Raw genomic sequence first — 26310 nt, 5'->3', positions numbered from 1 at the left:
CAAAATCTCAAATTAGATTTTGTTAGATTTCTTATTTTATCTATTCTTTTTGTCAATCATCAGGTAATAAATATCGCACCATATCCCATAGCCCCAATTATCACAAAAGCTGGGTGAACCTTCCATTTCTCTAATAATAAAAAACTAATAATGATCAAAAAAAGCGTTTGCCAAATTCCAGTGTCTGTGTACGAAGTAAAAAAGAAATTTAAAGCCATTACTCCAAGTAATACCGCAATTGTTGGTCTAATAAATGAGGTCATTCTTTTCACTTTAGGAGAATCTTTAAATTTATATAAAAATCCCAATAGAACAATCATTAAAATAAGTGATGGTGCAACCGTAGCAAAAATCCCGATAAAACCACCTAATACTCCACCTTGTTCATATCCAATATATCCGGCCATCTTTGTTGCAATCGGGCCTGGAAGAGCATTTCCTAACGCTAGTACTTCACTGAATTCATTCACCGTCATCCAACCGTATCGATCAACAACCTCATTTTCTATTAAGGGAATAGAAGCGGGGCCACCTCCATAACCAAGAATTCCTGGAATGAAAAATGCAAGGAAAATTTCCCAATATATCACGATGCATTCCCTCTTTCTACTTTTCGATCTTTTTCACGACCTTTATCCTTCATTACAATAGCTGCAAGCAGCAATACACCAATTAAAATAGCCGGATGTAAACCTAAAAATTCTAATAATAAAATACTCACAAAGACTAGGATGATCGACTTCATCCATCCTAACGACTTTTTAGAATTTTTTAAAAAGTCCCATGTTAATGTCGCTAACATAACCCCCACCACTGGTACAACCGCTGCCGTCATTCCCTGAACCCATGGATAATCTTTTATCGAAGATATTGTCGTCAATAATACAATCATTAGTAAAATCGTCGGTAAAATCGTCGAAAGTGTCGCATTAATCATTCCAACTATTCCAGCTACTCTATAGCCAATATAGCCCGCCATCTTAGTTGCAATTGGACCAGGCAACGTATTGCCTAATGCTAAGACATCTGCAAATTCATCATCAGTCATCCATTTATACTTATCCACTACTTCTTTATGAACAAGAGGTATTGATGATGGTCCTCCACCATACCCCAATATTCCAACCCGAAAAAATGCTAAAAATAACTGCAGCTGTTTCATATCCTCACCCTTTACGATGCAAAATTTTTATTAACACAAATTACATTCTCATTCATTTACGAAACAACTAATATTTGATCAAAGGAAAACATTTTCATATCCCCCATTCTTTCTAACTTTCTACCATGAGTATGATGTGAGTTCAAAACATATGTTAATATTTTTTCATTTGTTAGTTTTATTTCGATATAAAACTAACAAACGGAGTTTAATTTTGTTATTTTAGATTATATAGTAAATATTTGAGCTTTACTATAGATTTATTTGAATATTTTTATATAATTTCATTATTTGTAAGTTGGAAGAAATACATCATTATTTGAACTCTAATACATGCCTTCTTTATTTCAAACGCAATCTTAGTTTTTCTCCATAAAAAAAGATTGACCTATTCAGCAGTCAACCTTCAAAATCAACATATATTAGATAAATGAAATTACAATTTCAAGCCGCTGCGGCTTTTAAAGCGTCGAAGCAATATATGGCTTTCTACTCTTGTGATTCCTTCTAGTGAATATAGCTCTTTGTTAATAAACTTTTCTAAAGCAATAAAATCATCCACTAAAACATGCATATGCAGAGTACTCGGACCAGTCATTTGATAACAGCTTGACACACAAGGATTATCCGCAAGTTTTTGAGCAACCTCTACTAAGTATGCCGGTTCACAATCAACCTCAAAAAAAGCAGAAACATTCTTTCCCATTTTTTCTGAATTAATAACGACACTAAACTTCTCAATGACTTCATTTTTTATTAATTGGTTAACCCGTTCACGTACAGATACCCTTGATAAATCAAGTTCTTTTCCAATATCAGAATAAGACATCCTTCCATTAACTGTAAGCAACTCTAATATTTTTCTATCAATATCATCTATTTTCAATTAAGACCCATCCTTTAAGAAAATGAAAGTGAATGTATGCTTAAGCTAATAGTAAGCTTACGAATACCATACAATATTGATAGAAAAATTCCAAGACTGTTATCAATAGTAAGTAGAAAAGAAAAAGAACCCGCACATATATTTTAGTACGGGTACTCATAAAAATCATTTATCTTCCAACAGCTGCGCCATCACTTCTTGGATCGACACCACCATAAACAAAGCCTTGTTCATCAATTAAGATTGCATTTGCATGTCCCATACTCCCATCAAATTCACTTACTCTGTTTACATGATGTCCTGCTTTTGCTAACTGTTCGATGACGTCAAGATTTACACGCCCTTCAATTTTTAATTCTTGTGTGGCTTCACCCCATGTTCTGCCCCATACAAATCTAGGCTCGCTAATTGCCTTACTAGGCTTCATCCCATAGTCGATCATTCTAGTAATCATCAATGTTTGTGTTTGCGGTTGTCCTTCCCCGCCTTGCGTACCGTATAAAATCCTTGGTTTTTTATTTTTAAAAGCCATTGCCGGCATTAGTGTATGGAAGGTTCTCTTTCTTGGCTCAAGACAGTTTACTTGTGATGAATCTAGTGAAAAGAAAGAACCTCTATTTTGAACAACTATTCCGGTATCACCGGCAACTATTCCTGAACCAAATTCAAAGTATAGACTTTGAATAAAGGAAACAGCATTCCCTTCCTCATCAATAACTGCAGCATGTGCTGTATCACTGCCGATCGACTGCGTTTGAATATCTCGTGCCGTAAGTGGATGAATCGAATTTGCCATTTCTTTTGCGTAAGATTTACTTAATAACTTTTCAATAGGAATTGAGTGGAAATCAGGATCAGTTAGTACTTTATTTCGATCTTCAAAACTTCTTTTTAATGATTCTACTAATAAATGATAATATTCATATGAACCTTCAGGAATCGTTGCTAGCTCGTAATTTTCTAGTATATTAAGAGCCATTAATCCAACAAATCCTTGGGAATTTGGCGGCACTTGATACATATCATATCCTCGATATGTTGTTGTTAATGGTTCTGTCCAGCTACCTTGGTGACTTCCTAAATCATCACGTGTTAATAAGCCGCCCTTTTCCTCAAGGCTTGAAATAAAACGAGCTCCAAGCTCTCCTTTATAAAAGCCATCTCTCCCATTTACAGCAAGCTCTTTTAATGTTCTAGCAAGATTTGTTTGAACAAATCTTTCATTAATAGCAGGGATTTTATTATTAGGTAGAAAAATAGCTGCTATATCCCGATCTTCTCGAAGCATACCCTCATTTTTTACAGTATTTTCATACTGATCCTTTGATAAAGGAAATCCTTCTAAAGCATACTCAATAGCAGGTGCCAACACTTCCCTTAACGAAAGTCTGCCGTATTCCTTCAGCACTGCATCCCAACTATCTACCATTCCAGGAATCGTAATGACACTTTCTATTCCTCGATATGGAATTGCTTGCTTCCCTTTAAATGCTTCACAAGTTACATTTTCACCTGATCGACCGCTACCATTATATGCTCGTACCTCTTCATCTTTCTTACTATATGTAAGCCAAAAAGAATCACCACCAAGTCCAGTCATATGCGGGTATACTACAGCAAGACAAGCACTAACAGCTACAGCTGCATCAAACGCATTTCCCCCTTTCTGAAGAATAGTATTTCCAGCCTGTGATGCAAGATAATGCGGACTAACCACCATGGTTTTTGAACCTACAATTTCGCTATACATTTCTTTACCCCTCCTTAACTAAACTGTTTGGTACGATTTTCGAATGAGATCGAACTGGTAATTTTAGTCGATTATCCGTAAAGATAAACATAATTGCTCCGATGATCAATAATCCTCCTGATAGATAAAATCCCCATTCTAAGCTTCCAGTGCGATCAGCGAAATATCCTGTAATATATGGTGCGAATATAGAAGAAAGCATTCCGCTAAAATTAAAAAATCCATATACTCTTGAATACATTGAGGATGGTGTAATATCTGCCATATACGAGATTAATACAGGATCTAGTGCTAATTTCCCAAGCAGCCCATAGAGTACTAATCCAACTAAAAGGAAAGAATAGGTTTCGATATACGGAATAGCAAATTGGCATATTGCTCCCGCAAACGCTAATACGATGATTAATGGTTTTTTACTTTTAATTTTATCTGATATAAAACCAAAAAATATGGCACCAGGTATAGAAGCCCACGGTACTAGTGAAGCAATGATTCCTGTTTGGGAAGCATCAATTCCTCGTGAAGTTTGTAAATAATATGGCAGCCATGTCAACATGCCAAAAAATCCATATAAAGAACAAAAGATTAGGATATATACTAAAATATGATTCTTAGTAAACAACTGTTTGACAGTTCCTTTTTCATGTTGCTTTTTTTCTTGTTTCCGCATTTTATGTTGATTATCCTTAACAAAAATTCCTATTAAAATGGCAACAATTACTGTTGGGATGGCAAATACGTAAAATGGAAATTGCCATCCTTTATTTAAAGTATAGGTAAAATAACTAGATGCAATAAAACCAAGTGATATACCAAAAGCCATTCCACTATTAATTAGGGCTGAAATAAGGCCTCGATATTTTTTAGGTGTAATACTTGATGATATCCCGTATTGAGATCCATAGTATGTGCCTTCCCCAAGACCAGTTAAAGCACGCATCAATAAGAAAATACCAAAGCTTGCAGCTATTCCACTTAAGTAAGTTGCTACTCCAAATAAAAGGTAACCTACTACCAACACTTTAACTCGTCCAAACTTATCAGCTAAAAATCCAGTTGGAATTTGCATGAGGGCATATGCCGCAAAAAACACAGTGGACATTAATCCTAGCTGAGCTTTATCTAGTCCCCAATCTTCCCCGATGCTACCCATCACTGGTGAAAGAATATTTCGATCTGCATACATAAATACCCAACCTAAAAAGAAAAGAAAGATAACAAAAGCAGGATGTGTTTTTTTCATGATTTTACTCCCTCCATTTCTAAATGATGAGCTGATTATAACAACAAAAATTCAGAAAATTCGGGTTGTTGTGATATTTCCTCACATGGTTTTTTCTCAATTCGGAATAATACTAGGTAAAAACATATACATTTCGAAATTTTTTTGATGATAATACCTACGAAACGGAATGATGATTCGATACTCATTTCATCATCAATAACTATTAAAAAACTAGCGATAAATAAACAAAAAACTCGTAAATCTTAATGGTTTTCTAAACGAAGACCATTAAGATTTACGAGTTGAATAAACACATTATTCTGTTACAAACTGAACATCACCCTCAACCTCTACATCTTTTGGAACTTGAATATAAATGACGTTTTCACCAAAAACATCATATTCATCTTCAAAAGGATCAAAAGGATCTTTACTATTCCTATTCTCAGCAAATTGAGTGATTGTAAACTCATGATTAAACTTTCCTACCTTAATATCTACCTGATTGGGATCACTGATCGATAAGGTGTCTCCAGCTATATCTAATTTGTAAGATTTCATTTCATTTGTAAAATCAATCTTTTGCATGATCGTTCTAGTAGAATATTGTGTAACTTCTACTTTTTGATCATTGCTATCTTTTCGTTTAACTAATGTAAAACCAGTGTTATACTGTTCACCCTCTCCAATGATTTCAAGCTTATTTCCTTCATAGGGAATATCCCAGCTTTTTTTCACTTGAACTCCCTCAATGTTTTCACGATCAATCTGTTTTCCTTCAGAAGCGGCGAGCGTTAATTGTTCACTTGACCTCTGAGCGTGTATTAATTCTTCATGATTGCTAACAATTTCATTCGAAGATTTCTCAGTTGGAATGAGATAAAATATGACTGCAGCTGCTAGTAGGAGAAATCCATACAACCCCAATACCCAATTCACGTTTATTTTTCGAAAAATGGATGCCTTTTTTATCACATTAATGGTTGAAAAAATAACCGCAATGATAATAATCAGCAGGATAAAAGGAACAATGGTTGTTAAGATCATTGTCTCACCTCCATCTTATTCGACAGAAACATAGAACCAAATAAGAAGATACATACGGCTAAAATGACTTTCAATAAAAAGAAACCAAAGGAAGATTCCATCGCATAAAAGGTAAAAATCTCAACGATGAGAGGCGCCTCCCCATCTTTATTTATTCCTAAGAATGCATAGCCAAAAAATAGAGCCGAAATGATGACAGCAAACCACTTACTTACTTGCACTAGAATACCAATTAAATAACCTAAGGATGCGAATAACAATACATACAACATACTGACAATCATCCCCAGCAGTAATTCTTGAAAACTAATCATTGTTAACATGACATTTCCTTCATCTACTATGAAAAACATCACTACTTTTAATAATATCCCCGCTAACATAGCAGTAATGCCGCCAACAAAGCTTGCTAACAGTAAAAAGCACATATTTGAAATGTTGCTGCTCATCCGATTGGCTATAAAGACAAAATCATCATTACGATACGCTTTTGTTGTCATAATAATCGCACTAATAAAAGCCCAAATCATTGTAAAAATAATAATAAGATTCCCATTGTAAATGCTGATATTCAGAGACTGTCCATTAAAATCAGTATAGTAATTACTGATGCCGTTCATTGATAAAAGCATGCCTATAACCTGTATAATGACTAATGAAGAAAATACACTTATAAATGCCTTTAGCTTATATACAAACTGCTTTTTCACGATATCAAATAGCTTAACGTCAGTTAAAAACATCATCAATGCCTCCAATCGTTTTGCTCGTTAAATAGGTACATAAATCATCTGAAGCAACTGAGACTATTTCTATCCCTTTTGATCTAGCATTCTCTTTCTCGGAATCTTTTAAATGATTTTCGACTACTGCATAAATATGATCAATACCAATCCGTTTTTGGAAAAGTATATCCTTGTTACGAACGAAATCTAAAACATCTTCCGTTTTACCATTAAAGGCAATCGCATATTCTTTTAAATTCTCGACTGACATATGTAACCGTGTTTCACCATCCTTTATGAGTAACACATCTTCTATTAAATCCTCTATTTCATTTAATAGATGACTCGATAAAATGATGGTTCGAGGATGATCCAGATAGTCTTTTAGTAAAGCACGATAAAAATCTTTTCTAACAGAAGCATCCATTCCAGTTGTCGGTTCATCGAAAATCGTTAACGGACATCTTGCTGCAATGCCTAAGATCATATTAAATGTACTTTTCATCCCTTTAGAGAGGTTTTGATGGCTTTGCTTGGGATCAAATGAGAAATACTGAAAAAGACGATCTGCAAGACCTTGATCCCAATTTTGATAAAAAGTTCCTGCAGATTGGAGAATGTCTTTTAGCGTTAACGAGTTAGAAAAATTTATTTGATCATCAAGATAGATTCTATTTGCTGAAACCTTTAAATTGTTAAATGGTTTTTCAGAAAAAACGTGAACTTCACCAGCTGTTTCATGAATAAATCCTGCGATTATTTTTAGAAGTGTTGTTTTCCCTGCACCATTACGGCCGATAAGACCTGTAATTTTATTCTCTTTTATTGTAAAAGAACATTCATTTACAGCTTTCTTCTTTCCATATACCTTTGAAACTCTATTGCACATAACTACATTCATTCCAATTCCCCCCTATCCTTGTATGCAGCTTGAATCAACTGAAGCAATTCATTTTCACTTACATTTAAATGCTCTGCCTCAATGACAATATCTTTTACTAACCGTTTTAATGTTTGGTTTTTTCTTTTAGAAAGAATCATTTCTTTTGCGTTTGTTGCCACAAACATTCCAAGTCCTCGCTTTTTATATAAGACCGATGCATCAGCCAATATATTTAACCCCTTAGCAGCGGTTGCTGGGTTAATATTAAACATGTCGGCAAGCTGATATTGTGAATATATTTTTTCATCTTGTTGGATGTTCCCACTTAATATCTCTGTTTCTAGCCATTCTGCAATTTGCACATAAATAGGTTTTGATCCACTTGTGTTTAGAAACAAGCGCGAACCCCCCTTCAACTTTCACGTCTGACTTAGCACATTACTGATGTAATGTACTATATAACATTTTCCATAAATATGCAATGTTTGGAATTTATTCAATAAAAAAAGACGTTACAGTGCAACGTCTTTTTGTACTTTTCTTTCTGAAATTTTCGTATGTACAATCTTATCAATCGCGATCATTCCAAGTAAAAATATGCCGCCTGCGATGAAACCGCCTATCACGTCAGTAATAAAGTGTTCACCTTCTAAAAGTCTGCTTAATCCAATTAATAGTAGCAGGATACAGGCACTGCTAATTATTGTTTGTTTCATTCTTTTTGAATGACTAGCACCCGCTAAATAATAGGCAATCATTCCAAATAATAAAAGTCCAACCATCACATGTCCGCTAGGAAAACTAAAGCCGTCCTCCATATGGTCGACAAAAGATGGCCGTTCTCTTTCAATTAGTGCTTTTAAGAGCTTGTTGCCAATATTGCCGATAAGTACAGATGAAAAGAGAATGACAGGTGGTACAAAACTTTTTGTAATAAATGCAAAAATAATCATGAATAGAAATAAAACAATAATAATGCCAGTTGTAGATCCTAGCATTCCGATCCATTTTAAAACGCTAACCATTCCTAGATCATGTATGCTATATACTGCTTTTCCAATCGATGTGTCCAGTGCCACAAATGAATTTGTTTTTATCAAAATAACTAATCCAACAAATAACACTGTTAATAAACTTAATAAATAAACCTTTTTCACATTTTTCCTCCCAGCAAAATTAAATTTCTTGAATTTTTCCAATTTTTTAACTAAAATCTAGCTAATATCAATACCCTTTATTTTAATACATTTTTTATTTACTAATAAATGCTTTTTATAATCTTTTAAGAAGAAGGTGGAGAGTTATGCTTGATCATTTATGGTCTTTATTGGATAAACATTATTCAGAAATGATTGAAATTCGTCGTTATTTACATATGCACCCTGAATTATCTTTTAACGAAATAAAAACGGCAAATTATATTGTGAATTATTATAAACATCTCGGTGTGGATGTAAGGGAAAATGTTGGCGGGAACGGGGTTGTTGCTACTATCAAAGGTGATTTGCCAGGTCCAACGGTTGCATTACGAGCTGATTTTGATGCCCTGCCAATTCAAGATGAAAAGGAGGTTGAATATAAATCCACTGTACCTGGAGTCATGCATGCATGTGGCCATGACGGTCATACAGCTGCATTACTTGTCTTAGCAAAGGTGCTTTATAACAATCGCCATCATATAAACGGCAATATTGTCCTCCTTCATCAGCATGCTGAAGAATATGCACCAGGTGGAGCTTTGCCGATGATAAACGATGGCTGCTTAGAAGGTGTGGATGTCATTTTCGGTACACATCTTTGGGCGACTGTACCAGTTGGAACAATTCAATATCGAGTTGGTCCGATAATGGCAGCAGCTGATCGATTTCAATTGACAATCCATGGAAAAGGCGGACATGGGGCACAGCCTCATAAATCAAAGGATGCGATTTTAATTGGATCACAAGTCGTGACGAATTTACAACAAATTGTTAGCCGGAAAGTGGATCCTATTCATTCAGCTGTCGTGAGTATTGGATCCTTCGTAGCAGAAAATGCCTTTAATGTCATTGCAGATACTGCAAAATTAATTGGTACAGTGCGTACATTCGATGATCATGTTCGAACACAAATTGAGCAAGAAATCGACCAGATCGTCAAAGGTACATGCTTAATGAATAATGCACAATATGATTATACCTATTTTAGAGGGTATCCTGCTGTTGTAAACCATGAAGCAGAAACAAAATTTCTAAAAGAAATAGCAGAACAGGTGCCTGGAGTCAATCATGTAGAAGAAAGTCCATTAGACATGACCGGTGAAGATTTTTCTTATTATTTACAACATGTAAAGGGAACCTTTTTCTTTACTGGAGCAAAACCAGCAAATGAAGAACATGCTTATCCACACCATCATCCAAAATTCGATATTGATGAAAAAGCGATTCTCATTGCAGCTAAAACATTATGCAAAGCAGCAATACAGTATCAGTTAGATACAGTTCAAGATCAACCAGTATCAATAACATAATGTATGAAAAGAAAAACCCATGAAATAAGGATGGTTAGACCGTCCTTATTCATGGGTTTTTCTTACGAATGATTTGAAAAAATCCTCAACCGATAGCAATTCATCGCACATTCGCCAAGCTGTTGTACGAGGTGATAATTTGCAACACCGCCAACGACGGCACCAATACCTGGCAGTATTTGCATGAGCTTAACAAGGTCGATGTAATCTCTATATTCCTGCTGAAAAATTCGCCAGTCTAAATCCTTTATTTCATGTTTTTTCGTTTCCCAATTCTCAATCTTTTCAAGGGTCTCTTCTTTATGTGTTTCACTAGAAAAGGCTAATTGAAATACATATAGGAGAAATAATCGTTCTTCATATTCCTTCGTGTTATAGCCATAAATACTTGCAACTTCAAATAAAAACTTCATTTTAATACTTAAAAACAAAGGAAAATCTGCTAAACCTAATAAAAGACCGCCAGCACCAGTTGATGCACCTTCAATTGCAGCTGTCTTCTTAAATGTTTCCAACGATTTCTTCACTAACATTTCCCGTTCTTCAAAGGTATGGTTTTCAATTTTTTTAGGAAATGTCGTGATATTGGAGCCTATAAGTGTTGCTTGAACCATTTTTTTAATACTTTCTGTAATTGTCTGATGAACCTTCTCCGGAATAAGGTTATTGATCTTTACCTGGGCTTTTTTTGAGGAACGTTCTAACAAGGATGGTTTTCTTAATTGCTTATGTTTCCAACGTCTAGCCTCTTCTTCCATTTGCGCTTCATAGTTCATTTAGTAAACATCCTTTTCATTCTTCTTTACTCTATTTTTCATGTAAACAAGGACAAACAGACTAACAAATAACACATTTAAAAGGATTGTCACAAGAAATATCGTAATTGTTGAGAGGAGCAACGTAACTATCGCAAATACAATTGCTTGGAAAAGTAAAAAACCATAGATCACCTTAACAAAACTATCAAGCTTATCGGCTTCTGCATTTGGATAAAGAGCTGGAAGCTCTAATAAATCGAAATGCTTATATAGGCTCATTATTTGAATTCCTGTTAAAAATGAAAAAACAATGACAACAATAACATTTCCAACAAGTTGTTCATTAATAACCGATAAAATCACAGACCCAATAATCGTTAGACGTACGAAGATTCCAAAATAATCTCCAGAACGCAGTAAAGCTCGTGAAAATAAATACTTGTACACGTTTCCTTGTTGATAAGTAATTTGTTTTAAGATCCAATCGAGATATTTTCTTCGTTTTGCTCTTTTTTTCAATTTTGGTACATCTGTAAATAAATTAGCTAGTTTATAAAAGGATTGTTTCTTTTCTTCTTCCTTTTTAATTAACTGATCCCATTTAACAGTTTTTGACTTAACATGCTTGAAAAAATAAGCATCATACCCAGCCATTATGAAAAAAATTGCTATCACAAACAAATATTGTTGTGAAAAAATAAAATAAATACCACATAAATTAAGCGCAAATCGTACAACTAGGTCGCTCCATTTGGCAGATGAGTCAGTTAAAAATCCCATTTTCCAACTCATCCGTAAATTCCAATATTTTACGATCAGCAATAAAATCAAACTAATAATCAATATACGTCCGTTTGCCTGAGTCACTTTAAAATAAAGTGGTGCAAACAAGATGATTGCAACAATGATGACAAAACTTTGTGTAATGAAACTGTAGGAAAATGCTTTTTGAAAATAATGCTTCAGCTTATGTTCCATCGGGAGCAGAAACATCATATCAGCTTCTTTCATCAACGTTCGAACGTGTGAACTAATAACGATTAACGTGAACGTAATTGTCATAATGATGAGTGCTGGAAAATGAGGTGATAATGTCTCAAGCCATCTTTGATATGTTAAAGCCCCACCTGCAGCTAAAAATATAAACACAAAAAGCAGGTGATCATTTAACATATATTTCAAATAAGATCTTGTTTCATTTATATGATGATTAATCCGTGTTTTCCAAATCTCTTCAATGCTCTTCATCTTGATCTTCCTTTGTTAATTGAATATACAGATCATCAAGAGTTGCATCCCTCATTCCAAATTGCTCCCGCAGCTGCATTAATGTGCCTTTTGCCCGAATTTCTCCATTATGTAGAATAATAAACGAATCACAATAGCGTTCAGCTGTAGCAAGTATATGTGTTGACATTAGAATACCTGAACCTTGTTTTTTAGCCTTTTCCATCATTTCTAATAGTGAATTAATGGCTAGCGGGTCTAAACCTACAAACGGTTCATCAATTATATATAAAGAGGGTTCAATTAAAAACGCACACATGATCATAACCTTTTGTTTCATACCCTTTGAAAAATGTGCTGGAAACCATTTTAATCGTTTCTCCATTCGAAATTCTTTTAATAATGGATGAAGACGTTTTTCAAATGTTTCTTTATCTAAGCCATACGCCATAGCCGTTAATTCTAAATGTTCATGTAGTGTTAACTCATCATATAAAATAGGTGTTTCAGGAATAAAACTAAATTGTGAACGATATGATGCAGCATCATCAGCAAATGTTTTATCATTAATCCAAATTTGGCCTTTATGTGCTTCCATTAACCCAATAATATGCTTTATCGTTGTACTTTTCCCTGCACCATTCAACCCAATCAAGCCAACTATATTACCCTTATCAACTTCAAATGAAATATCCTTCAAAACAGGATATCGAGTATATCCACCAGTTAAATGTTCTACTTTTAACAATGTCATGAATATGGAACTCCTTTTTCTTTTTATATTAACACACGAAAGGCGGAAGCGCCTTGTTCAGACCCGACAAGCATTGACGAATAAGATATTCTGTCCCTAAATAATCCCTCTTTTTATTTGAGAAATCCCCTGCATAATACACGTCAATCCGGACATCATAATTAGTGAGGAAGGGATAGCTTGTCAGAACGAAAACCTTATAAATGAGGTGTTAGTTAAAGACAACTATTTTTACTCAAAAGGGAAAAATTATTTTTAATCCATTGCAGTACTACATTTCGAAATGAGGTGTCTACGGGCCGTAATTCTCTTGAATTAGACGCTCGATTGTAACATCATTTTGCAAATGAGGTGTTTGTCAAAGACAATGTCGAATTCTCTTATTGTTAGGAAGTAAAAACACTTAACAAGGGGATGGTTGTATTGGACAATGGTGATGATCACATCAGATAACATATAAATAAAATGTTAAATGAGGTGTTTATCAAACGCAATAATCTTCTCACACAAGAAGTTATCGTGTAATTCCATTTTGCTATACAACTTACGAAATGAGGTGTCTACGGGCCGTAATTCTCTTGAATTAAACGCTCGATTGTAACATCATTTTGTAAATGAGGTGTTTGTCGCAGACAATATCATTTTCTCAATTTGTTAAGCTTTATTAAAACTTAACAAGGGGATGGTTGTATTGAACAATGGTGATATCACATCAAATAACATATAAAAAAATGTTAAATGAGGTGTTTATCAAAGATAATATCCCATATACTTGAGTTTTTAATTCCCTTCTTCAGGAACAGGGTGAACAGACAATTCACCCTGTTCTTTTTTCATTTATTTCAATATGGTAAAATACGGTCATACATAAACTAGAAAAGCGCAAGCGCCTTGATCAGCTCCGAAAAGCATAAGACAAGCCAGAATAGAAGGTGCTCTTTACCTTCAATTCTGGATTGGCTTATGACTCGAGGAGCTAGGCGCTGGAGCTAGACAACGAAAAGCGCAAGCGCCTTGGTCAGCCCCGACATGCATAAGACGATTAGGAATAGAAGGTGTTCTTTACCTTCAATTCCTAATTGGCTTATGACTCGAGGGGCTATGCGCTGGAGCTAGACAATGAAAAGCGTAAGCGCCTGTTTAACGCCAATAGCAGTCACCCAAAATAAGAAAAAAACTTAACCTTTAGTACCATTTTAAAAAATAACATAAATGCTTTTCAAAAGATGTTGAAAATTGTTTAAATTCTAAAAATTTTTACGAAGGGTCGTGCAAAGTTGAGTAATTGTATTTTTTGTAAAATTATTAATGGTGAAATCCCAAGTTCAAAAGTGTTTGAAAACGAGCATGTTGTAGCTTTTCTTGACATTAGTCAGGTAACAAAGGGGCATACACTAGTTATTCCAAAAGTACATAAAGAAAATATTTATGAATTAACACCAGAGATTGCTAGTAAATTGTTTGAAGTTGTCCCACAAATTGCAAATTCAATTAAAAAGCAATTTAAACCTATTGGATTGAATTTGTTGAATAACAATGGTGAAAAAGCAGGACAATCTGTTTTCCATTATCACATGCATATCATCCCTCGTTATGGAGCTGGTGACGGCTTTGGTGCTGTTTGGAAAACTCATGAAGATCAATATACACCAAAACAACTTAATGAAATAGCAACATCAATTAAAGAAGGAATGACAAATTAATTCGACAAATTTCACAAAGATGAAAATTTTCAGTCTATATTTCCATACTTTTTCATGATAGGATATGAATATTATTTTAAGGAGGGCAAATATATGAGAGCTTATAATTTTAATGCAGGTCCAGCTGCTATTCCATTACCAGTGCTTGAAAAGGCACAAAAGGAACTTGTGAATTTTCAAAATACTGGGATGTCTGTCATGGAGCTTAGCCATCGTAGTAAAGACTATGAAGAAGTTCACAATCGTGCTAATTCTTTACTAAGAGAGCTTCTTGGTATTCCTGATACGTATGAAGTTTTATTTTTACAAGGTGGAGCAAGTTTACAATTTACCATGATTCCTATGAACTTTCTCCCTGAAAATAAAACAGCACATTATATTTTATCAGGAGCTTGGTCTGAGAAAGCTCTAAAAGAGGCTAAACTTTTCGGAGAAACTCGTATTTTAGCTTCCAGTAAAGAAGAGAATTACACCACTATTCCTTCATTTTCTCTAGAAGGTGTTGAAGAAGATGGTGCATACGTTCACATTACATCAAACAACACGATTTATGGTACACAGTGGAATGAATACCCAACAAGTCCAATTCCATTAATCGCTGATATGTCTAGCGATATTTTATGTAAAGAAATCGATGTTGAGAAATTCTCACTTATCTATGCGGGAGCTCAGAAAAATTTAGGCCCTTCAGGTGTTACTGTCGTGATCGTCAAGAAAGACTTTCTAGAAACAGCGCGCACGAATGTTCCTACAATTTTAAGCTATGCAACTCATTCAAAAAATAACTCTTTATTTAATACACCGCCTACTTTCGCCATTTATATGCTTTCTCTAGTATTAGAATGGGTAAAAGAACAAGGCGGAGTTAAAAGCATTCAAAAATTAAATGAAGAAAAAGCTGGATATATTTATTCTGCTATTGAAGAGAGCGACGGTTTTTATAAAGGTCACGCAACAAAAGGTAGCCGTTCATTAATGAATATTACATTCACTTTACCTAACGAAGAATTAACAAAAAAATTCCTTCAAGAAGCAAAGGATCGCAATTTTATTGGACTTGCGGGTCATCGTTCTGTTGGCGGATGCAGAGCATCTGCATACAACGCTGTACCAAAAGAAGCATGTGAGGCATTAGCTAATTTTATGAAGGAATTCAAAAACCAACATAAATAGGTCTTTATGATTAAAACGATCTTTAGAAAAAATCTGTACGTTTATTTCTTTACCTGATATAATATGAAATAACATTCCTTTGCAATAGGAACATAGATCACTATTGAAGGGAAAAATACAAGAGTTTAGAAGAGGAGAGCCAGAGAAAATGAAAACAAGAATTTTAGTTACACTATCGTTATTTGCTGCAATTGGGGCTGTACTTCACATGGTAATGCCACCTTTCTACAATGGTATGAAACCTGATATGATGTTAGTCATGATGTTTATTGGAATTATTTTATTTCCTAGTTTAAAAAATGTAACATTACTAAGTATTGTTACTGGAGTCCTCTCTGCTTTAACAACGACGTTTCCAGGAGGACAAATTCCTAATATTATTGACAAGATCATTACTGGATTCGTATTCTACGGAATATTCCTAGTAGTTAAGAAAATTGCACAAAAAGTAGCTACAGCAACTGTACTAACAGTTATTGGCACAATTATCTCAGGAACAATCTTTTTATTCTCTGCATTAATGATTGTTGGATTACCTGGCGGTGTTGCTTTCACAACATTATTTTTAACTGTTGTTCTTCCAGCAACATTATTTAATGGTGGAGCAATGATTGTGATACTACCAATTGTTCAAGCTATTTTTAAACGATCTAATCTTACTACCATTACAGAATAACCTATAGCAAAACAACAACCCGATCACAAGTGATCGGGTTTTCTATTTCTATGGCTTTTTTCTAAGAGATTGTTGCTTTTAGAACGAAAAACTATTTAAGGTTGATTGGAGCAGATTGCGAGAATCCTGCGGGTGTTGCGGGACAGGTGAGACTCATGCAGGAGTTTACGCCGAAGAGGCTCACCGCCCGCCCCGCTAAAAAGCGAGCATCTCTTGCTGAAATCAACCACACGGCACTACTTTGTAAATACCAACAAAGTATGCGAAAACAGCCATTTCTATAAATGATTTTTAAACCTAATTACTTACTGAAAGAAGATTAATATGATACCTATCAGCAATGTGATCCCCCCTGCTGAAGTAAGAACCGTTACCTTTTGCATCACAATCTTCTTAGGCGGATAAGATGCTGATTGCTGCATAAGTTTAAAATAATAAAAGGCCCCAATAAATAACAATAAACTTATAAGAAAAAATAACAAAATAATCCCTAACATGCTCATCCCCCTCCAAGAAAAGTGTAAACCCCTACTTGCACTGGTCCGATCTTTATCTTCCTACTGGAAGTCCAAACTCTATATAAATTATTATGCTTGCATGTCGTTCTCTATGTATAATGTTTAAGTAAGAACACTTTGGGTAATTTCTAAAGAAGGATGTTCGTTAAATATGTAGAAATGTAACTATATCCTTTCATAATTGGAGTGATAAATATGTCAAATAACAGATCATTTTTGTACGGAGTACTAATTGGTGGATTAATAGGCGGAATCAGCACCTTACTATCTACACCTTCATCTGGAAAAGAAATACGCGGGCAACTTTCAAATAACCGAAAAAAGCTCGAGGAGACAATCCGACAATTAAAAGACGATAGTATGGCATTAAAGGATCAAATCATCATTACTGCAAAAGAAAGTTCAGAAGTTATAAAAGATGTCTCAGCTGATTTAAAAAGAACAATTAATCAATTTCAACAGGAAATTGAGCCTCATAAAAAAGATTTACAAAAGGAAATTGAAGAAGTTGAGCAAAAAATTAAACAGCTTGAGAAATCATTACATTAACCGTATACCTAAATTTAGTATTTGCCCTTCCAAATCTATCTAATTATTTTTGTTTTCAAGTAAATTGTGTGCAGGTGTTTTTATACCTGCACACTTTTTTTATCCCTCAAACCATTGATAAATAAGGAATTTTATAAATTTTTAAAAATTTCGTAAATTTATATCTTTATTAATCTTTATTTTATTGGCATAATAGAAAATAAAACATTTAGGGGAGAGTAGGGGTGACCGGTGATGAAGCATAATGAAAAGGAATATACAGTAAAGGAAGCCTTATTATTCAGTCAACGCGTTGCGCAGATGAGTAAAGCATTATGGAAATCGATTGAGAAGGATTGGCAGCAATGGATAAAGCCGTACGATTTAAATATCAACGAGCACCATATCCTTTGGATAGCAGATCATTTGAATGGGGCATCAATTTCAGAGATTGCTAAATTCGGAGTTATGCACGTATCTACGGCATTTAACTTTTCAAAAAAGCTTGAGGAAAGAGGATATTTAGAGTTTTCTAAAAAAGCGAATGATAAGCGAAATACGTATATTAAGCTTACAAAGCAAGGAGAAGAAGTTCTTGCACAGCTTTTAGAAGATTTTAATCCGGATAGAAATTCCGTTTTTAAAGGGGCCCTCCCCCTTCAAAATTTGTATGGGAAATTTCCTGAGCTGTTGGACATGATGTGTATCATTCGTAATATTTATGGAGATGATTTTATGGAAATATTCGAACGATCCTTCAATAACATCGAGGATTCACTTTATGAAGAAAAAGGAAAGTTAAAAAAAGAGCCTAAAGCTGAAGAGCTTTTATCCTCAAGGTAAATTTCCAAACCTACTTCATCAGGACTAAAAAATCTGACATTAATGAGCTATATAAACCTTGTTTTGACATAGCTTGAACAGTTTCAAAGATATCAAGCTTAGGGTTTAATTGACCTGCAAACTGCGTAAGGAGATCAGTAAAGATCACTAATCCTTGCGCTTTTTGTTCTTCATGTAAATAACTTAATTCATTGCAAAATGTAAATACTTCTTCAATTTCTCGTCTACTTAATCCTTTTTCCATGACTAACCGATAAAAAGGAAAATGATTTGGTTCAATCATTTGCAAAAGTAATGTTTGATAATACTCTAATGTTTCCAAACGCTTTTCTAAAGAATCCATGCCAATCCTCTTTTCTCTTCAAACATTATTGTCCTTAATTGTATAGTATTTCCTTACTTTTAGAAAGACTGGAAAATATCTAAATACAGCGTTTATTTGTAACTCAATCAGTTTCCTAACCTAACAATAGTGAAATAGAACTAATCGCAGATGAATTGCTACTAACTAAAGTGTAAAGATTCCAGCCCCGTTTATTTCTACCTATACAGAATAATAACTAAAATTCAGTGAATTGTCCCCATTTTAACATTTTCCCTACTTAAGCGTTTACATTTATTTTTTCATATTGATTTTTTTTTCTTACCATCGTAAAGTATGGAAGTACTATGTATTGACCTTAGAATGGACGGTGGAAAGATGAACTGTTGGAAAACCATAAACCTTTCAAAGGACGTTGGTTCCCATCGCATGATATTTATCTCTATGTTAACAATGGTCTTTGTCTTTATTTTAACCTATTTACCTATTAATTTACTATTACCAAAAGATCATCTGAATGACGAACATTTTTTATTGTTTGTTCTATTATTGATTAGCATGATTCCAATTCATAAATTATTACATGCATTCCCTCTCATTTTAAGTGGATGTCGTGTTTCATTAAAAATAAAATGTTATTATATGCTGCCAATATTACAAATCAGAACTTGTCATGGCATTAACAAAAGAACAATGATCTTATCTTTACTCTCGCCTTTTCTAATTTGTACATCTGTATTCCTATTTTGCAGCCCATATTTTCCAGCATATGTTCATTATTTATGTATCGCTCTAGCCTTTCAGATTGGCCTGTGTGTACCTGATTTTATTTTTATCAAGCATATTATTTCCGCACCTAAAACGTGCTTTATAGAAGAATTTGAAGACGGTTATGAAGTACTTGTAGAAAAATAAAAAGCTGAAACCCTTTCATCATAACTTTATCTTTACATGATTTATTCCAAAAGTGATAGGAATCTATCTATCTGTCACTTTTTCCCTGCTTTCTCCACTGTAAGCTATCTTTTTCATAAATAGTTTGGTAATCTAATATGTATAATGAGGGAAGGGGGATCTCAAATGTTAATTTTCTTCATTTTGTTTGCCATCTTTATCTTGTTTTATATAAACAAGCTTACTAATACTTTATGCTTAGTTCGTGAGATTCCTGAAGATCGTCAAACAAAGGTTTTTAGAACAATCAATGTTCTTATCACTATTTTGCTAGTTTCCTCATACATAGAAATTTTATTTGCTAAACATTAGTAAAGCCACAGCGCTTACGTCTCTTAAGAAAACGAAGCGCTGCAGCTCCAAGACATGTACATGAATTATTCAGTATGAAAGCTGACAGGGTAACCTGTCAGCTTTTTTTTACCTTCTTTTATCCACTAATACAAACCTATTCTTATCTTATAACCATGCTGCACCAACAATGATTAACAAGATGAACAAGACAACGATTAACGCGAAACCACCTGCATAAGCTCCTCCGCCCATTTCGACACCCCCTTTATGTGTAAGTAAGATATACTATGCAACTTTGCCTATTTTCGGAAAGGCGTTTGTCACTTAAATGAATGATTGTTTGGTTTACTATTTTATTTTTCCTTCATTTGGTTGGTGACGTTTCAACGTTTAATTAATATAAATAAGCAGCACCAATAATAATTAACAAAATAAACAACACAACTAGTAATGCAAAGTTGTTTGAATAACCTTTACTCATAATCATTTACCTCCTTTATCTTTACACTATATCCTATTGTTTTTTGCTTTTATTGATTGGACTTTCGCCTAAATATACCTATATTATTGGAGACAAACTGAAAACACTTTTTGAACTTGGCACAATATGGTATAGTATTTCTTGTACTATCAAGGATGTGAAGATAGTACAGGAAAAGTAAGGCTTTCAGCCATTAAAAATTGGCGATTCACTAAGTCTTTTCGATTTAAAATTTTTAAATATCTTAACTAGGAGTTGTATCAGAAGATGAAAAAGGTAGCAATTGCTCTAGCAACAGCAGCAAGCCTATTAGCATTAAGCGCTTGCAACAACGCTGATTCAGAAGTTGTAGTTGAAACAAAAGCAGGAAATATTACGAAAGATGAATTTTATGATGCAATGAAAGCTCGTTTCGGTGAAGATGTTCTAACAGAGCTTGTTCATGAAAAAGTATTAAGTGAAAAAATTGAAATATCCGATAAAGAAATTCAAACGGAGTTTGATAAATTAAAAACTCAATACGGCGATCAATTTTCAAGCATTGTTGAAATGCAAGGTGAAGATGTCGTAAAACAAATGGTAAAAGTTGATTTATTAAGAAAAAAAGCAGCTGAAAAAGAAGTAAAAGTAACAGATGAAGACTTAAAAACATACTACGATACATTGGAAGGGCAAATTCATGCCAGCCACATCTTAGTTGCTGATGAAGCAACTGCTAAAGAAGTGAAAGACAAGCTTGCAAAAGGTGAAAAATTCGAAGATCTTGCTAAAGAATACTCGACAGATCCAGGTTCTGGCCAAAACGGCGGAGATTTAGGCTGGTTTGGTAAAGGAGCAATGGTAAAAGAATTTGAAGATGCTGCCTTCAAGTTGAAAGAAGGCGAAGTAAGTGAGCCTGTAAAATCACAATTTGGATTCCATATTATTAAAGTGACAGAAACGGTAAAGCCATTTGAAGAAATGAAAGAATCTTTAACAGAAACCGTTCGCGAACAAAAAACACAACAACCCGATGTTATTCAATCAGCGATCGATAATGCAATAAAAGACGCAAATGTTGATGTGAAAGATAAAGATTTCAAAGACCTCTTTAAAGCAGCAGCGACAGAATCAGAACCTCAAACTGAAACTGAAACAGAAGAAAAGAAATAACATAAAAATGAACTCGTTTCTATCTATAAAAATAGGGCCATCAATGATGGCCCTGTTTTTCAGCTTGCTGATTGATCATTCTGAAGCTGTTGCTGCTTAATCAGATCCTGCTTTTTTTGCCGTTCCTGCTCAATTCGATCAAGATACACTTGTCCTTCTTTCTCAATAAACTCTTCATCAATCAACTTATCTTCTCGAGACGTTTTAAAAGCCATGTATCCACTAACAAGGATTCCAATAATACACACATATATCCACCATGGTAATATAAGCATCAATGCTTCCCCCTTTTATAACTTGTACATCTTTTTGGCCACAAGCCCTTTTACAGAAAAATATGAAAAGAAAGCAGCTAATATTCCATGTGGATAGAAAAAATTATTTTATTATTTATGAAAGGTTGGCTTATAAAAAGAACGATTATCTAAAGCAAATACTCTCTCTGTGTACTCACCAGGCTTAACACGTTCAAGTGCACGGTCTAGCATGTTCATCTTCGCATCAAGATTATCGATATAATGAAGGATTTCAGCTTCTTTTATCATCGGTGGCTTTGGACTTCCCCATTCAGCCTTACCATGATGACTTAACACTAAATGCTGAAGAATAATGACTTCTTCACCTTCAATTTGTAAATGCTCTGCCGCCTTAGCAATTTCATTTACCATAATAGAAATATGTCCAATCAAATTCCCCTCGACAGTATATGTCGTACTTATTGGACCGGATAATTCTGTTACTTTTCCTAAATCATGAAGAATAACACCTGCATACAGTAAATCCGTATCAAGACTTGGATATAAAGCAGCGATTGATTTTGCTAAATCAAGCATTGAGACAACATGGTAGGCTAAGCCTGATACAAATTCATGATGATTTTTGGTTGCTGCTGGATATTCAATAAATGCAGCTCCATGTTTTTTCATCAAATATCTCGTGATACGCTGAATATTTGGATTTTTCATATCAAATATATATTGGGTAATTTTATCATTCATTACGTCCTTCGAAATTGGTGCCGTTTCTAAGAAATCTGCAATGTCGACGATCTCTTCTTCATGCTTTGGACGGATATTTCGAATTTTCAATTGATTACGACCGCGGTAATGGTGGATATCCCCAAAAACTTTCACAATACTTTGCGGGGAATACATCATCTCATCCTCCGTTGAAGCATCCCAAAGCTTCGCTTCAATTTCACCTGATGTATCCTGCAAAATTAATGTTAAAAATGCTTTACCGTTACTTGCAATCCCCTTTGTTGAAGATTTAATTAATAAATGGACATCTACTTGTTCCCCAACATCAAAATGAAGTATTCCTTTTGTCATAATCAAAGCTCCTCTCAAATTCTAAACATTCTATTTACATTTCATTCACTATGGAATACGAAATTTATCAACACACATAACACCACATCTAGTGACTTTCCCCATGCTAATAAGTTCAATCTTCAAATCAGCGTTTTGAATGGTGTTATAACTCCGCTCTCACTTCTTAGTTGGCTGAACTTAAAGTGAGGGTATATTGCACAATATGTTAAACAGCTTACATATCGACATTTTTAAAAATAGTATAGCATAGTTACAGAGAACACGGTTTCAAATTAAGCAAAACATATCACACGCATTGAAGCCAGCTTCCTCGCATTTTCACTGACCATGATATCTTTCATCGTTGCAACATCCCGCCTTCACTTGTAACTACGTTATTAAATTCATGCTTGTTAACACATAATAAATTGAAGAGGTCAGCTGGCACTCATTTTCGAAATATTAATCATATGTTTATCTTGATAGTTGTTAGCAATATGCTGATGACATGTAAAATAAATGACTTGGTTTTCCTGCTTTAGTTCTTGTAATAACTGCATGATATTAGCCGTACGTTGGTGATCAAAATGGACAAAACCATCATCAATAATGATTGGTAAATGTATTTGATCATTGATCGTTTTAATGAGTGCTAAACGAATGGATAAATATAATTGCTCTGCAGTGGCCTGGCTAAGTTCCTCAGCAAAAAATCTCATCCCATCTGCTCGTTCAACAATAAATGATTGCTTGTTCTCTGGCAAATAAACATGCTTGTATGTATTCGAGGTCAACGTTGAAAAGTACTTCTCGATATACCCTAATAAAGCAGGTAATCTTAATTTACGATGACGTTCTACAGTCTGGTATAATAAATCCTTGGCTAGAGCTTTTATGACCCATTGCTCGGCGTACTCCCTTACAACAGCCTTTTCGTTTTCAAATGAATGTCTAAGCCTCGAATAAATTCCGTTTTCCTCCATATCCTGTATTTTAATTAATACACTGGAAAACTCTTGTTGTACTTCCTTTTCCTTTTCTACAGTTTGATCGATTGTTTTTTCTAGTTCAACCAATTGTTCCGCCATTTCCTCATCGCCGACGATTGAAAAAGTTTCTAGCTGTATATTCTTTTCAGTGGAAAGCTGCTTTTCAATCCAGATTTTTTGTTTTTCTAATTCTTCTCTGTTTTGATGAATTTTTGCCAGCTTCCGATATTCATCCTCATTATCTGTGCCTACTTTATTCATTAATTCATTTTTCTTGTTTTTCAAAAAGAGCATTTCATTTGTTAAGGTGTTAATCGAATCCTCTGTTTCAGCTTTTCTCTCCGTTAGCTTTAATAGCTTCTCATTCTTTGTTTCTTCTTCGTGAGCAAGCTTGGTTAATTCAAAAACCACTTTTTCAATTGAATCATTTTTTAATTGACAAGCTTCCATTATTTTAAGAACTTGATTTTCATAAGTTGCCAGTTCTTCTTTTAATAACTTCTGCTCAACAATCAATTGCTGCTTTTGCAGGATTAATTTTTGAATATGCGCTAATAGCTCAAATGCTTCTAATAATGCCTCTGGTGTCGTATCTTTCACTACCTGCAGCTGTACTGCCAGTTTCGATGATTTTTCATTACATTGGAATTGATCCTCTTCCCAATCTTCATAAAGCTTAATAATCCTGTCGTACGTCCGCTCCTGCTGCTTTAATAGAAGCTTCTCATGATATAAAGATTGCTTAATTTTATTATCCTTCTCAAGTAAAACCAATAATTCTGACAAGGACTGTTGCTCTGCACCATCATCTTTTATTTCCTCCTCAAGTGTATGAAGCCTATTTGTTAAATGATCGATAAGCGGATCTTCTTTTACTCTAATCCGTTGAAGCTGGATGAGAGCAAAAATCATTGCAAGGATCAAAATTCCAACTAATAGCCAGCTTTGTACGATCAAAAACCATCCAGAAGCTATAAGGAGGAGGAGTGCTAAACATCCGATAAAGAATGAACGTTGATTCTTCTCTTGCTTAAACTCATTTTTACGAATTTGAATTTGATTTACTATTTGTTGCTGTTCATTTTTAAGGTGTGTACGGTTTAATGATTCACTTTTGGCAATTTCATTATCTAGCGAAGTCCTTTCCTCATCAGATAATATATCTTTTTGAAGATCGCCGATTTTCCATTCAGATTCTTCTAATGCACGCCTTGCAGATTCAAATTGATCATCTAACAAGTTCTTTCGTTGTTTGAGCTGGTGAGCCTCAGCAATAACCTTTTTAATTGCTTCCTTAATTGGAACAGTTGCGTGGATTGTAACCATTTGTTCTTCTTTTAGATGAGGATATAACCTTTGTTTATACAGTTGGATTTCGTGATGAACCTGTTCAATTCTTTGCTCCTTTTGGAGACTATTTTTCTTTTTCTCTTCATAAAGCGGCAGTTGTTCACGTAAGGATATAATGACAGGCTGTAATTGTAATACCTCCTGCTTGACTGAAAGTTCTTCTTCTTCACGCTTAATTTCTTCATATTTACTCCGTAACGAGTGCAGCTGTGCCTCCATTGGTTGAAGAGTAACGACATAATACTCAAGTTGTTGTAATCCATCCTCAGGGAATCCCTTTGTATCTGGAAGAATCTGCAATTGTTCTTTACACCATTCTCTTTCCCTTACAAGAGGAAGAACAGATTGGATCTTTTCAAGTTCTCTTTGCTTTTGATCTAATTGCTTCTTAGTTAAAGCCAATGAAGTAAGCTGTTCTTCTAAAGAATCTCTCTTTATGATAAGTTGTTGATATTCATTGTTTTTCCGTTTCGCCTCGTGAAGCTGTGTATGACTGTCTTTTAACTTTGCAAGTCCCTCATTTAATATTGGCCTTTTTCCACTTGGCTTAAAAATCATTTCTTGTTGTTTCATCAGCGCATGTTCGATTGTAAAAAGAGCCTCTGCTCCATAAATACTTGAGAGAAAAAGAAATTTCCCAATATGATCAGAATTCATTTTTTGAATTTGTTGAAGTCCATGTATGTCAAAGGAGAATATCGAACGATATGTATCACGATCAATCCCACTCAGTATTGTTTGTAAATACTCATCCCCATCCACAACTTCTCCATCTTCAAATTCAATTCTTACTTGTCCACCAGTTTTACCATGCCGTCTAATTATTTTTAATTGAGTGTTATCATCAGTGCGAATCACTATATAACCGCCATAAGCTTTCCCTTTTTTGGGCTCATAACGATTTTCACTTTGTTGTTTCGTTGGAAAGCCAAAAAGGATACTATGAATAAATGACATGATCGTTGATTTACCTGCTTCATTTTCACCGTAGATGATTTGCAAGTGGGAATTCTCAAATTTAAAGCATTGATCCTCAAACTTTCCATATCCATCAATCTTTAGTTCTACAATTTTCAACTCATCTCACC

At 34.4% G+C, this 26310-nt stretch carries 29 protein-coding genes; 9 read left to right on the top strand and 20 right to left on the bottom strand.

The window, feature by feature from the left end:
- Nucleotides 1-59 precede the first annotated feature (59 nt).
- The 10 genes from GMB29_RS04295 to GMB29_RS04250 form a co-directional block, all read right to left on the bottom strand.
- Nucleotides 60-590 carry a chromate transporter gene (locus tag GMB29_RS04295; RefSeq protein ID WP_136353734.1) on the bottom strand — a complete coding sequence of 177 codons (531 nt, stop codon included), beginning with the start codon at nt 588-590 and terminating at the stop codon, nt 60-62.
- The gene (locus tag GMB29_RS04290) at nt 587-1162 is read right to left on the bottom strand and encodes a chromate transporter (protein ID WP_136353732.1); all 576 of its coding nucleotides are present in this window, start codon (nt 1160-1162) and stop codon (nt 587-589) included. Before GMB29_RS04290 ends, GMB29_RS04295 begins: the two co-directional genes overlap by 4 nt.
- A gap of 436 nt (nt 1163-1598) precedes the next feature.
- Nucleotides 1599-2048 (bottom strand): Lrp/AsnC family transcriptional regulator, encoded by a 450-nt coding sequence (locus GMB29_RS04285; RefSeq protein WP_136353730.1) that lies wholly within the window; start codon nt 2046-2048, stop codon nt 1599-1601.
- 169 nt (nt 2049-2217) lie between these two features.
- A complete protein-coding gene (gene ggt, locus GMB29_RS04280) occupies nt 2218-3798 on the bottom strand; it encodes a gamma-glutamyltransferase (protein ID WP_136353728.1) in 1581 nt (526 codons plus the stop codon).
- 4 nt (nt 3799-3802) lie between these two features.
- Entirely contained in the window at nt 3803-5041 is a 1239-nt protein-coding gene (locus GMB29_RS04275; protein ID WP_136353726.1) for an MFS transporter, read from the bottom strand.
- 297 nt (nt 5042-5338) lie between these two features.
- Nucleotides 5339-6070: a hypothetical protein gene (locus GMB29_RS04270; RefSeq protein WP_136353724.1), complete on the bottom strand. Its 732-nt coding sequence runs from the start codon at nt 6068-6070 to the stop codon at nt 5339-5341.
- On the bottom strand, nt 6067-6813 hold the full coding sequence (locus GMB29_RS04265) for a hypothetical protein (protein ID WP_136353722.1): 747 nt from the start codon (nt 6811-6813) through the stop codon (nt 6067-6069). Before GMB29_RS04265 ends, GMB29_RS04270 begins: the two co-directional genes overlap by 4 nt.
- Nucleotides 6800-7696, bottom strand: a complete 897-nt coding sequence (locus GMB29_RS04260) for an ABC transporter ATP-binding protein (protein ID WP_136353720.1) — start codon at nt 7694-7696, stop codon at nt 6800-6802. The genes GMB29_RS04265 and GMB29_RS04260 overlap by 14 nt, the downstream gene beginning before the upstream one ends.
- Nucleotides 7693-8076 carry a GntR family transcriptional regulator gene (locus GMB29_RS04255; protein WP_136353718.1) on the bottom strand — a complete coding sequence of 128 codons (384 nt, stop codon included), beginning with the start codon at nt 8074-8076 and terminating at the stop codon, nt 7693-7695. Before GMB29_RS04255 ends, GMB29_RS04260 begins: the two co-directional genes overlap by 4 nt.
- A 114-nt stretch (nt 8077-8190) precedes the next feature.
- On the bottom strand, nt 8191-8835 hold the full coding sequence (locus GMB29_RS04250; RefSeq protein WP_136353716.1) for a phosphatase PAP2 family protein: 645 nt from the start codon (nt 8833-8835) through the stop codon (nt 8191-8193).
- A gap of 146 nt (nt 8836-8981) precedes the next feature.
- On the opposite strand from GMB29_RS04250, the gene GMB29_RS04245 reads away from it, so the two are divergent.
- Complete coding sequence (locus GMB29_RS04245; protein WP_136353714.1) at nt 8982-10187, top strand: M20 family metallopeptidase; 1206 nt, start codon at nt 8982-8984, stop codon at nt 10185-10187.
- Between the two features lie 62 nt (nt 10188-10249).
- Here the strand turns inward: GMB29_RS04245 and GMB29_RS04240 are convergent, their stop codons facing one another.
- From GMB29_RS04240 to GMB29_RS04230, 3 genes are read right to left on the bottom strand one after another with little or no spacing between them, the layout of a single operon-like run.
- A complete protein-coding gene (locus GMB29_RS04240) occupies nt 10250-10963 on the bottom strand; it encodes an EcsC family protein (RefSeq protein WP_136353712.1) in 714 nt (237 codons plus the stop codon).
- Nucleotides 10964-12193 carry an ABC transporter permease gene (locus GMB29_RS04235; RefSeq protein ID WP_136353710.1) on the bottom strand — a complete coding sequence of 410 codons (1230 nt, stop codon included), beginning with the start codon at nt 12191-12193 and terminating at the stop codon, nt 10964-10966.
- On the bottom strand, nt 12180-12926 hold the full coding sequence (locus GMB29_RS04230) for an ABC transporter ATP-binding protein (protein ID WP_136353708.1): 747 nt from the start codon (nt 12924-12926) through the stop codon (nt 12180-12182). Before GMB29_RS04230 ends, GMB29_RS04235 begins: the two co-directional genes overlap by 14 nt.
- 1277 nt (nt 12927-14203) lie before the next feature.
- On the opposite strand from GMB29_RS04230, the gene GMB29_RS04225 reads away from it, so the two are divergent.
- From GMB29_RS04225 to GMB29_RS04215, 3 genes are all read left to right on the top strand, one after another.
- Entirely contained in the window at nt 14204-14629 is a 426-nt protein-coding gene (locus GMB29_RS04225) for an HIT family protein (RefSeq protein WP_136353706.1), read from the top strand.
- A gap of 93 nt (nt 14630-14722) precedes the next feature.
- Complete coding sequence (gene serC / locus GMB29_RS04220; RefSeq protein ID WP_136353704.1) at nt 14723-15802, top strand: 3-phosphoserine/phosphohydroxythreonine transaminase; 1080 nt, start codon at nt 14723-14725, stop codon at nt 15800-15802.
- 148 nt (nt 15803-15950) lie between these two features.
- Entirely contained in the window at nt 15951-16478 is a 528-nt protein-coding gene (locus GMB29_RS04215; RefSeq protein WP_136353702.1) for a tryptophan transporter, read from the top strand.
- Between the two features lie 305 nt (nt 16479-16783).
- Here GMB29_RS04215 and GMB29_RS04210 read toward each other — a convergent pair whose 3' ends face one another.
- Nucleotides 16784-16975, bottom strand: a complete 192-nt coding sequence (locus tag GMB29_RS04210) for a membrane protein YhzF (protein WP_136353698.1) — start codon at nt 16973-16975, stop codon at nt 16784-16786.
- Between the two features lie 216 nt (nt 16976-17191).
- Between GMB29_RS04210 and GMB29_RS04205 the strand changes: the two genes are divergently transcribed.
- Together GMB29_RS04205 and GMB29_RS04200 are read left to right on the top strand one after the other, a co-directional pair.
- Nucleotides 17192-17545, top strand: coding sequence for a YtxH domain-containing protein (locus GMB29_RS04205; RefSeq protein ID WP_136353696.1), 354 nt, complete (start codon nt 17192-17194; stop codon nt 17543-17545).
- 234 nt (nt 17546-17779) lie between these two features.
- Nucleotides 17780-18367 (top strand): HTH-type transcriptional regulator Hpr, encoded by a 588-nt coding sequence (locus GMB29_RS04200; RefSeq protein ID WP_136353695.1) that lies wholly within the window; start codon nt 17780-17782, stop codon nt 18365-18367.
- Nucleotides 18368-18377: 10 nt separating this feature from the next.
- Here GMB29_RS04200 and GMB29_RS04195 read toward each other — a convergent pair whose 3' ends face one another.
- A complete protein-coding gene (locus GMB29_RS04195) occupies nt 18378-18710 on the bottom strand; it encodes a DUF1878 family protein (RefSeq protein ID WP_136353693.1) in 333 nt (110 codons plus the stop codon).
- A gap of 357 nt (nt 18711-19067) precedes the next feature.
- Here GMB29_RS04195 and GMB29_RS04190 point away from each other — a divergent pair, with 357 nt between their 5' ends.
- Nucleotides 19068-19604, top strand: a complete 537-nt coding sequence (locus tag GMB29_RS04190) for a DUF3267 domain-containing protein (RefSeq protein WP_168733838.1) — start codon at nt 19068-19070, stop codon at nt 19602-19604.
- A gap of 165 nt (nt 19605-19769) precedes the next feature.
- On the top strand, nt 19770-19955 hold the full coding sequence (locus GMB29_RS04185; RefSeq protein WP_136353689.1) for a hypothetical protein: 186 nt from the start codon (nt 19770-19772) through the stop codon (nt 19953-19955).
- 147 nt (nt 19956-20102) lie between these two features.
- Here the strand turns inward: GMB29_RS04185 and GMB29_RS04180 are convergent, their stop codons facing one another.
- Nucleotides 20103-20189: a YjcZ family sporulation protein gene (locus GMB29_RS04180; protein WP_078435598.1), complete on the bottom strand. Its 87-nt coding sequence runs from the start codon at nt 20187-20189 to the stop codon at nt 20103-20105.
- 142 nt (nt 20190-20331) lie between these two features.
- Nucleotides 20332-20418 carry a YjcZ family sporulation protein gene (locus GMB29_RS04175; RefSeq protein WP_136353917.1) on the bottom strand — a complete coding sequence of 29 codons (87 nt, stop codon included), beginning with the start codon at nt 20416-20418 and terminating at the stop codon, nt 20332-20334.
- A gap of 267 nt (nt 20419-20685) precedes the next feature.
- Here GMB29_RS04175 and GMB29_RS04170 point away from each other — a divergent pair, with 267 nt between their 5' ends.
- Nucleotides 20686-21570, top strand: coding sequence for a peptidylprolyl isomerase (locus GMB29_RS04170; protein WP_136353687.1), 885 nt, complete (start codon nt 20686-20688; stop codon nt 21568-21570).
- 59 nt (nt 21571-21629) lie between these two features.
- Here GMB29_RS04170 and GMB29_RS04165 read toward each other — a convergent pair whose 3' ends face one another.
- From GMB29_RS04165 to GMB29_RS04155, 3 genes are all read right to left on the bottom strand, one after another.
- Nucleotides 21630-21845 (bottom strand): sporulation YhaL family protein, encoded by a 216-nt coding sequence (locus GMB29_RS04165; protein WP_136353686.1) that lies wholly within the window; start codon nt 21843-21845, stop codon nt 21630-21632.
- 111 nt (nt 21846-21956) lie between these two features.
- Nucleotides 21957-22901, bottom strand: a complete 945-nt coding sequence (gene yhaM, locus GMB29_RS04160; protein ID WP_136353684.1) for a 3'-5' exoribonuclease YhaM — start codon at nt 22899-22901, stop codon at nt 21957-21959.
- A gap of 419 nt (nt 22902-23320) precedes the next feature.
- Nucleotides 23321-26299: an ATP-binding protein gene (locus GMB29_RS04155; RefSeq protein WP_136353682.1), complete on the bottom strand. Its 2979-nt coding sequence runs from the start codon at nt 26297-26299 to the stop codon at nt 23321-23323.
- Nucleotides 26300-26310: the final 11 nt, after the last annotated feature.

Origin of the sequence: Metabacillus sediminilitoris (genome assembly GCF_009720625.1) — a bacterium.
Classification (GTDB): domain Bacteria; phylum Bacillota; class Bacilli; order Bacillales; family Bacillaceae; genus Metabacillus; species Metabacillus sediminilitoris.
Note: the sequence above shows the minus strand (reverse complement) of the source record. Positions and strands in the feature narration are given on the sequence as shown.

Bases quoted from the DNA above. Each gene is read 5' to 3' on its own strand.
- GMB29_RS04290 (WP_136353732.1), bottom strand. From the start codon at position 1,162: ATGAAACAGCTGCAGTTATTTTTAGCATTTTTTCGGGTTGGAATATTG.
- ggt (WP_136353728.1), bottom strand. From the start codon at position 3,798: ATGTATAGCGAAATTGTAGGTTCAAAAACCATGGTGGTTAGTCCGCAT.
- GMB29_RS04275 (WP_136353726.1), bottom strand. From the start codon at position 5,041: ATGAAAAAAACACATCCTGCTTTTGTTATCTTTCTTTTCTTTTTAGGT.
- GMB29_RS04270 (WP_136353724.1), bottom strand. From the start codon at position 6,070: ATGATCTTAACAACCATTGTTCCTTTTATCCTGCTGATTATTATCATT.
- GMB29_RS04265 (WP_136353722.1), bottom strand. From the start codon at position 6,813: ATGTTTTTAACTGACGTTAAGCTATTTGATATCGTGAAAAAGCAGTTT.
- GMB29_RS04260 (WP_136353720.1), bottom strand. From the start codon at position 7,696: ATGAATGTAGTTATGTGCAATAGAGTTTCAAAGGTATATGGAAAGAAG.
- GMB29_RS04245 (WP_136353714.1), top strand. From the start codon at position 8,982: ATGCTTGATCATTTATGGTCTTTATTGGATAAACATTATTCAGAAATG.
- GMB29_RS04240 (WP_136353712.1), bottom strand. From the start codon at position 10,963: ATGAACTATGAAGCGCAAATGGAAGAAGAGGCTAGACGTTGGAAACAT.
- GMB29_RS04235 (WP_136353710.1), bottom strand. From the start codon at position 12,193: ATGAAGAGCATTGAAGAGATTTGGAAAACACGGATTAATCATCATATA.
- GMB29_RS04230 (WP_136353708.1), bottom strand. From the start codon at position 12,926: ATGACATTGTTAAAAGTAGAACATTTAACTGGTGGATATACTCGATAT.
- serC (WP_136353704.1), top strand. From the start codon at position 14,723: ATGAGAGCTTATAATTTTAATGCAGGTCCAGCTGCTATTCCATTACCA.
- GMB29_RS04215 (WP_136353702.1), top strand. From the start codon at position 15,951: ATGAAAACAAGAATTTTAGTTACACTATCGTTATTTGCTGCAATTGGG.
- GMB29_RS04210 (WP_136353698.1), bottom strand. From the start codon at position 16,975: ATGTTAGGGATTATTTTGTTATTTTTTCTTATAAGTTTATTGTTATTT.
- GMB29_RS04205 (WP_136353696.1), top strand. From the start codon at position 17,192: ATGTCAAATAACAGATCATTTTTGTACGGAGTACTAATTGGTGGATTA.
- GMB29_RS04200 (WP_136353695.1), top strand. From the start codon at position 17,780: ATGAAGCATAATGAAAAGGAATATACAGTAAAGGAAGCCTTATTATTC.
- GMB29_RS04195 (WP_136353693.1), bottom strand. From the start codon at position 18,710: ATGGATTCTTTAGAAAAGCGTTTGGAAACATTAGAGTATTATCAAACA.
- GMB29_RS04190 (WP_168733838.1), top strand. From the start codon at position 19,068: ATGAACTGTTGGAAAACCATAAACCTTTCAAAGGACGTTGGTTCCCAT.
- GMB29_RS04185 (WP_136353689.1), top strand. From the start codon at position 19,770: ATGTTAATTTTCTTCATTTTGTTTGCCATCTTTATCTTGTTTTATATA.
- GMB29_RS04180 (WP_078435598.1), bottom strand. From the start codon at position 20,189: ATGGGCGGAGGAGCTTATGCAGGTGGTTTCGCGTTAATCGTTGTCTTG.
- GMB29_RS04175 (WP_136353917.1), bottom strand. From the start codon at position 20,418: ATGAGTAAAGGTTATTCAAACAACTTTGCATTACTAGTTGTGTTGTTT.
- GMB29_RS04170 (WP_136353687.1), top strand. From the start codon at position 20,686: ATGAAAAAGGTAGCAATTGCTCTAGCAACAGCAGCAAGCCTATTAGCA.
- GMB29_RS04165 (WP_136353686.1), bottom strand. From the start codon at position 21,845: ATGCTTATATTACCATGGTGGATATATGTGTGTATTATTGGAATCCTT.
- yhaM (WP_136353684.1), bottom strand. From the start codon at position 22,901: ATGACAAAAGGAATACTTCATTTTGATGTTGGGGAACAAGTAGATGTC.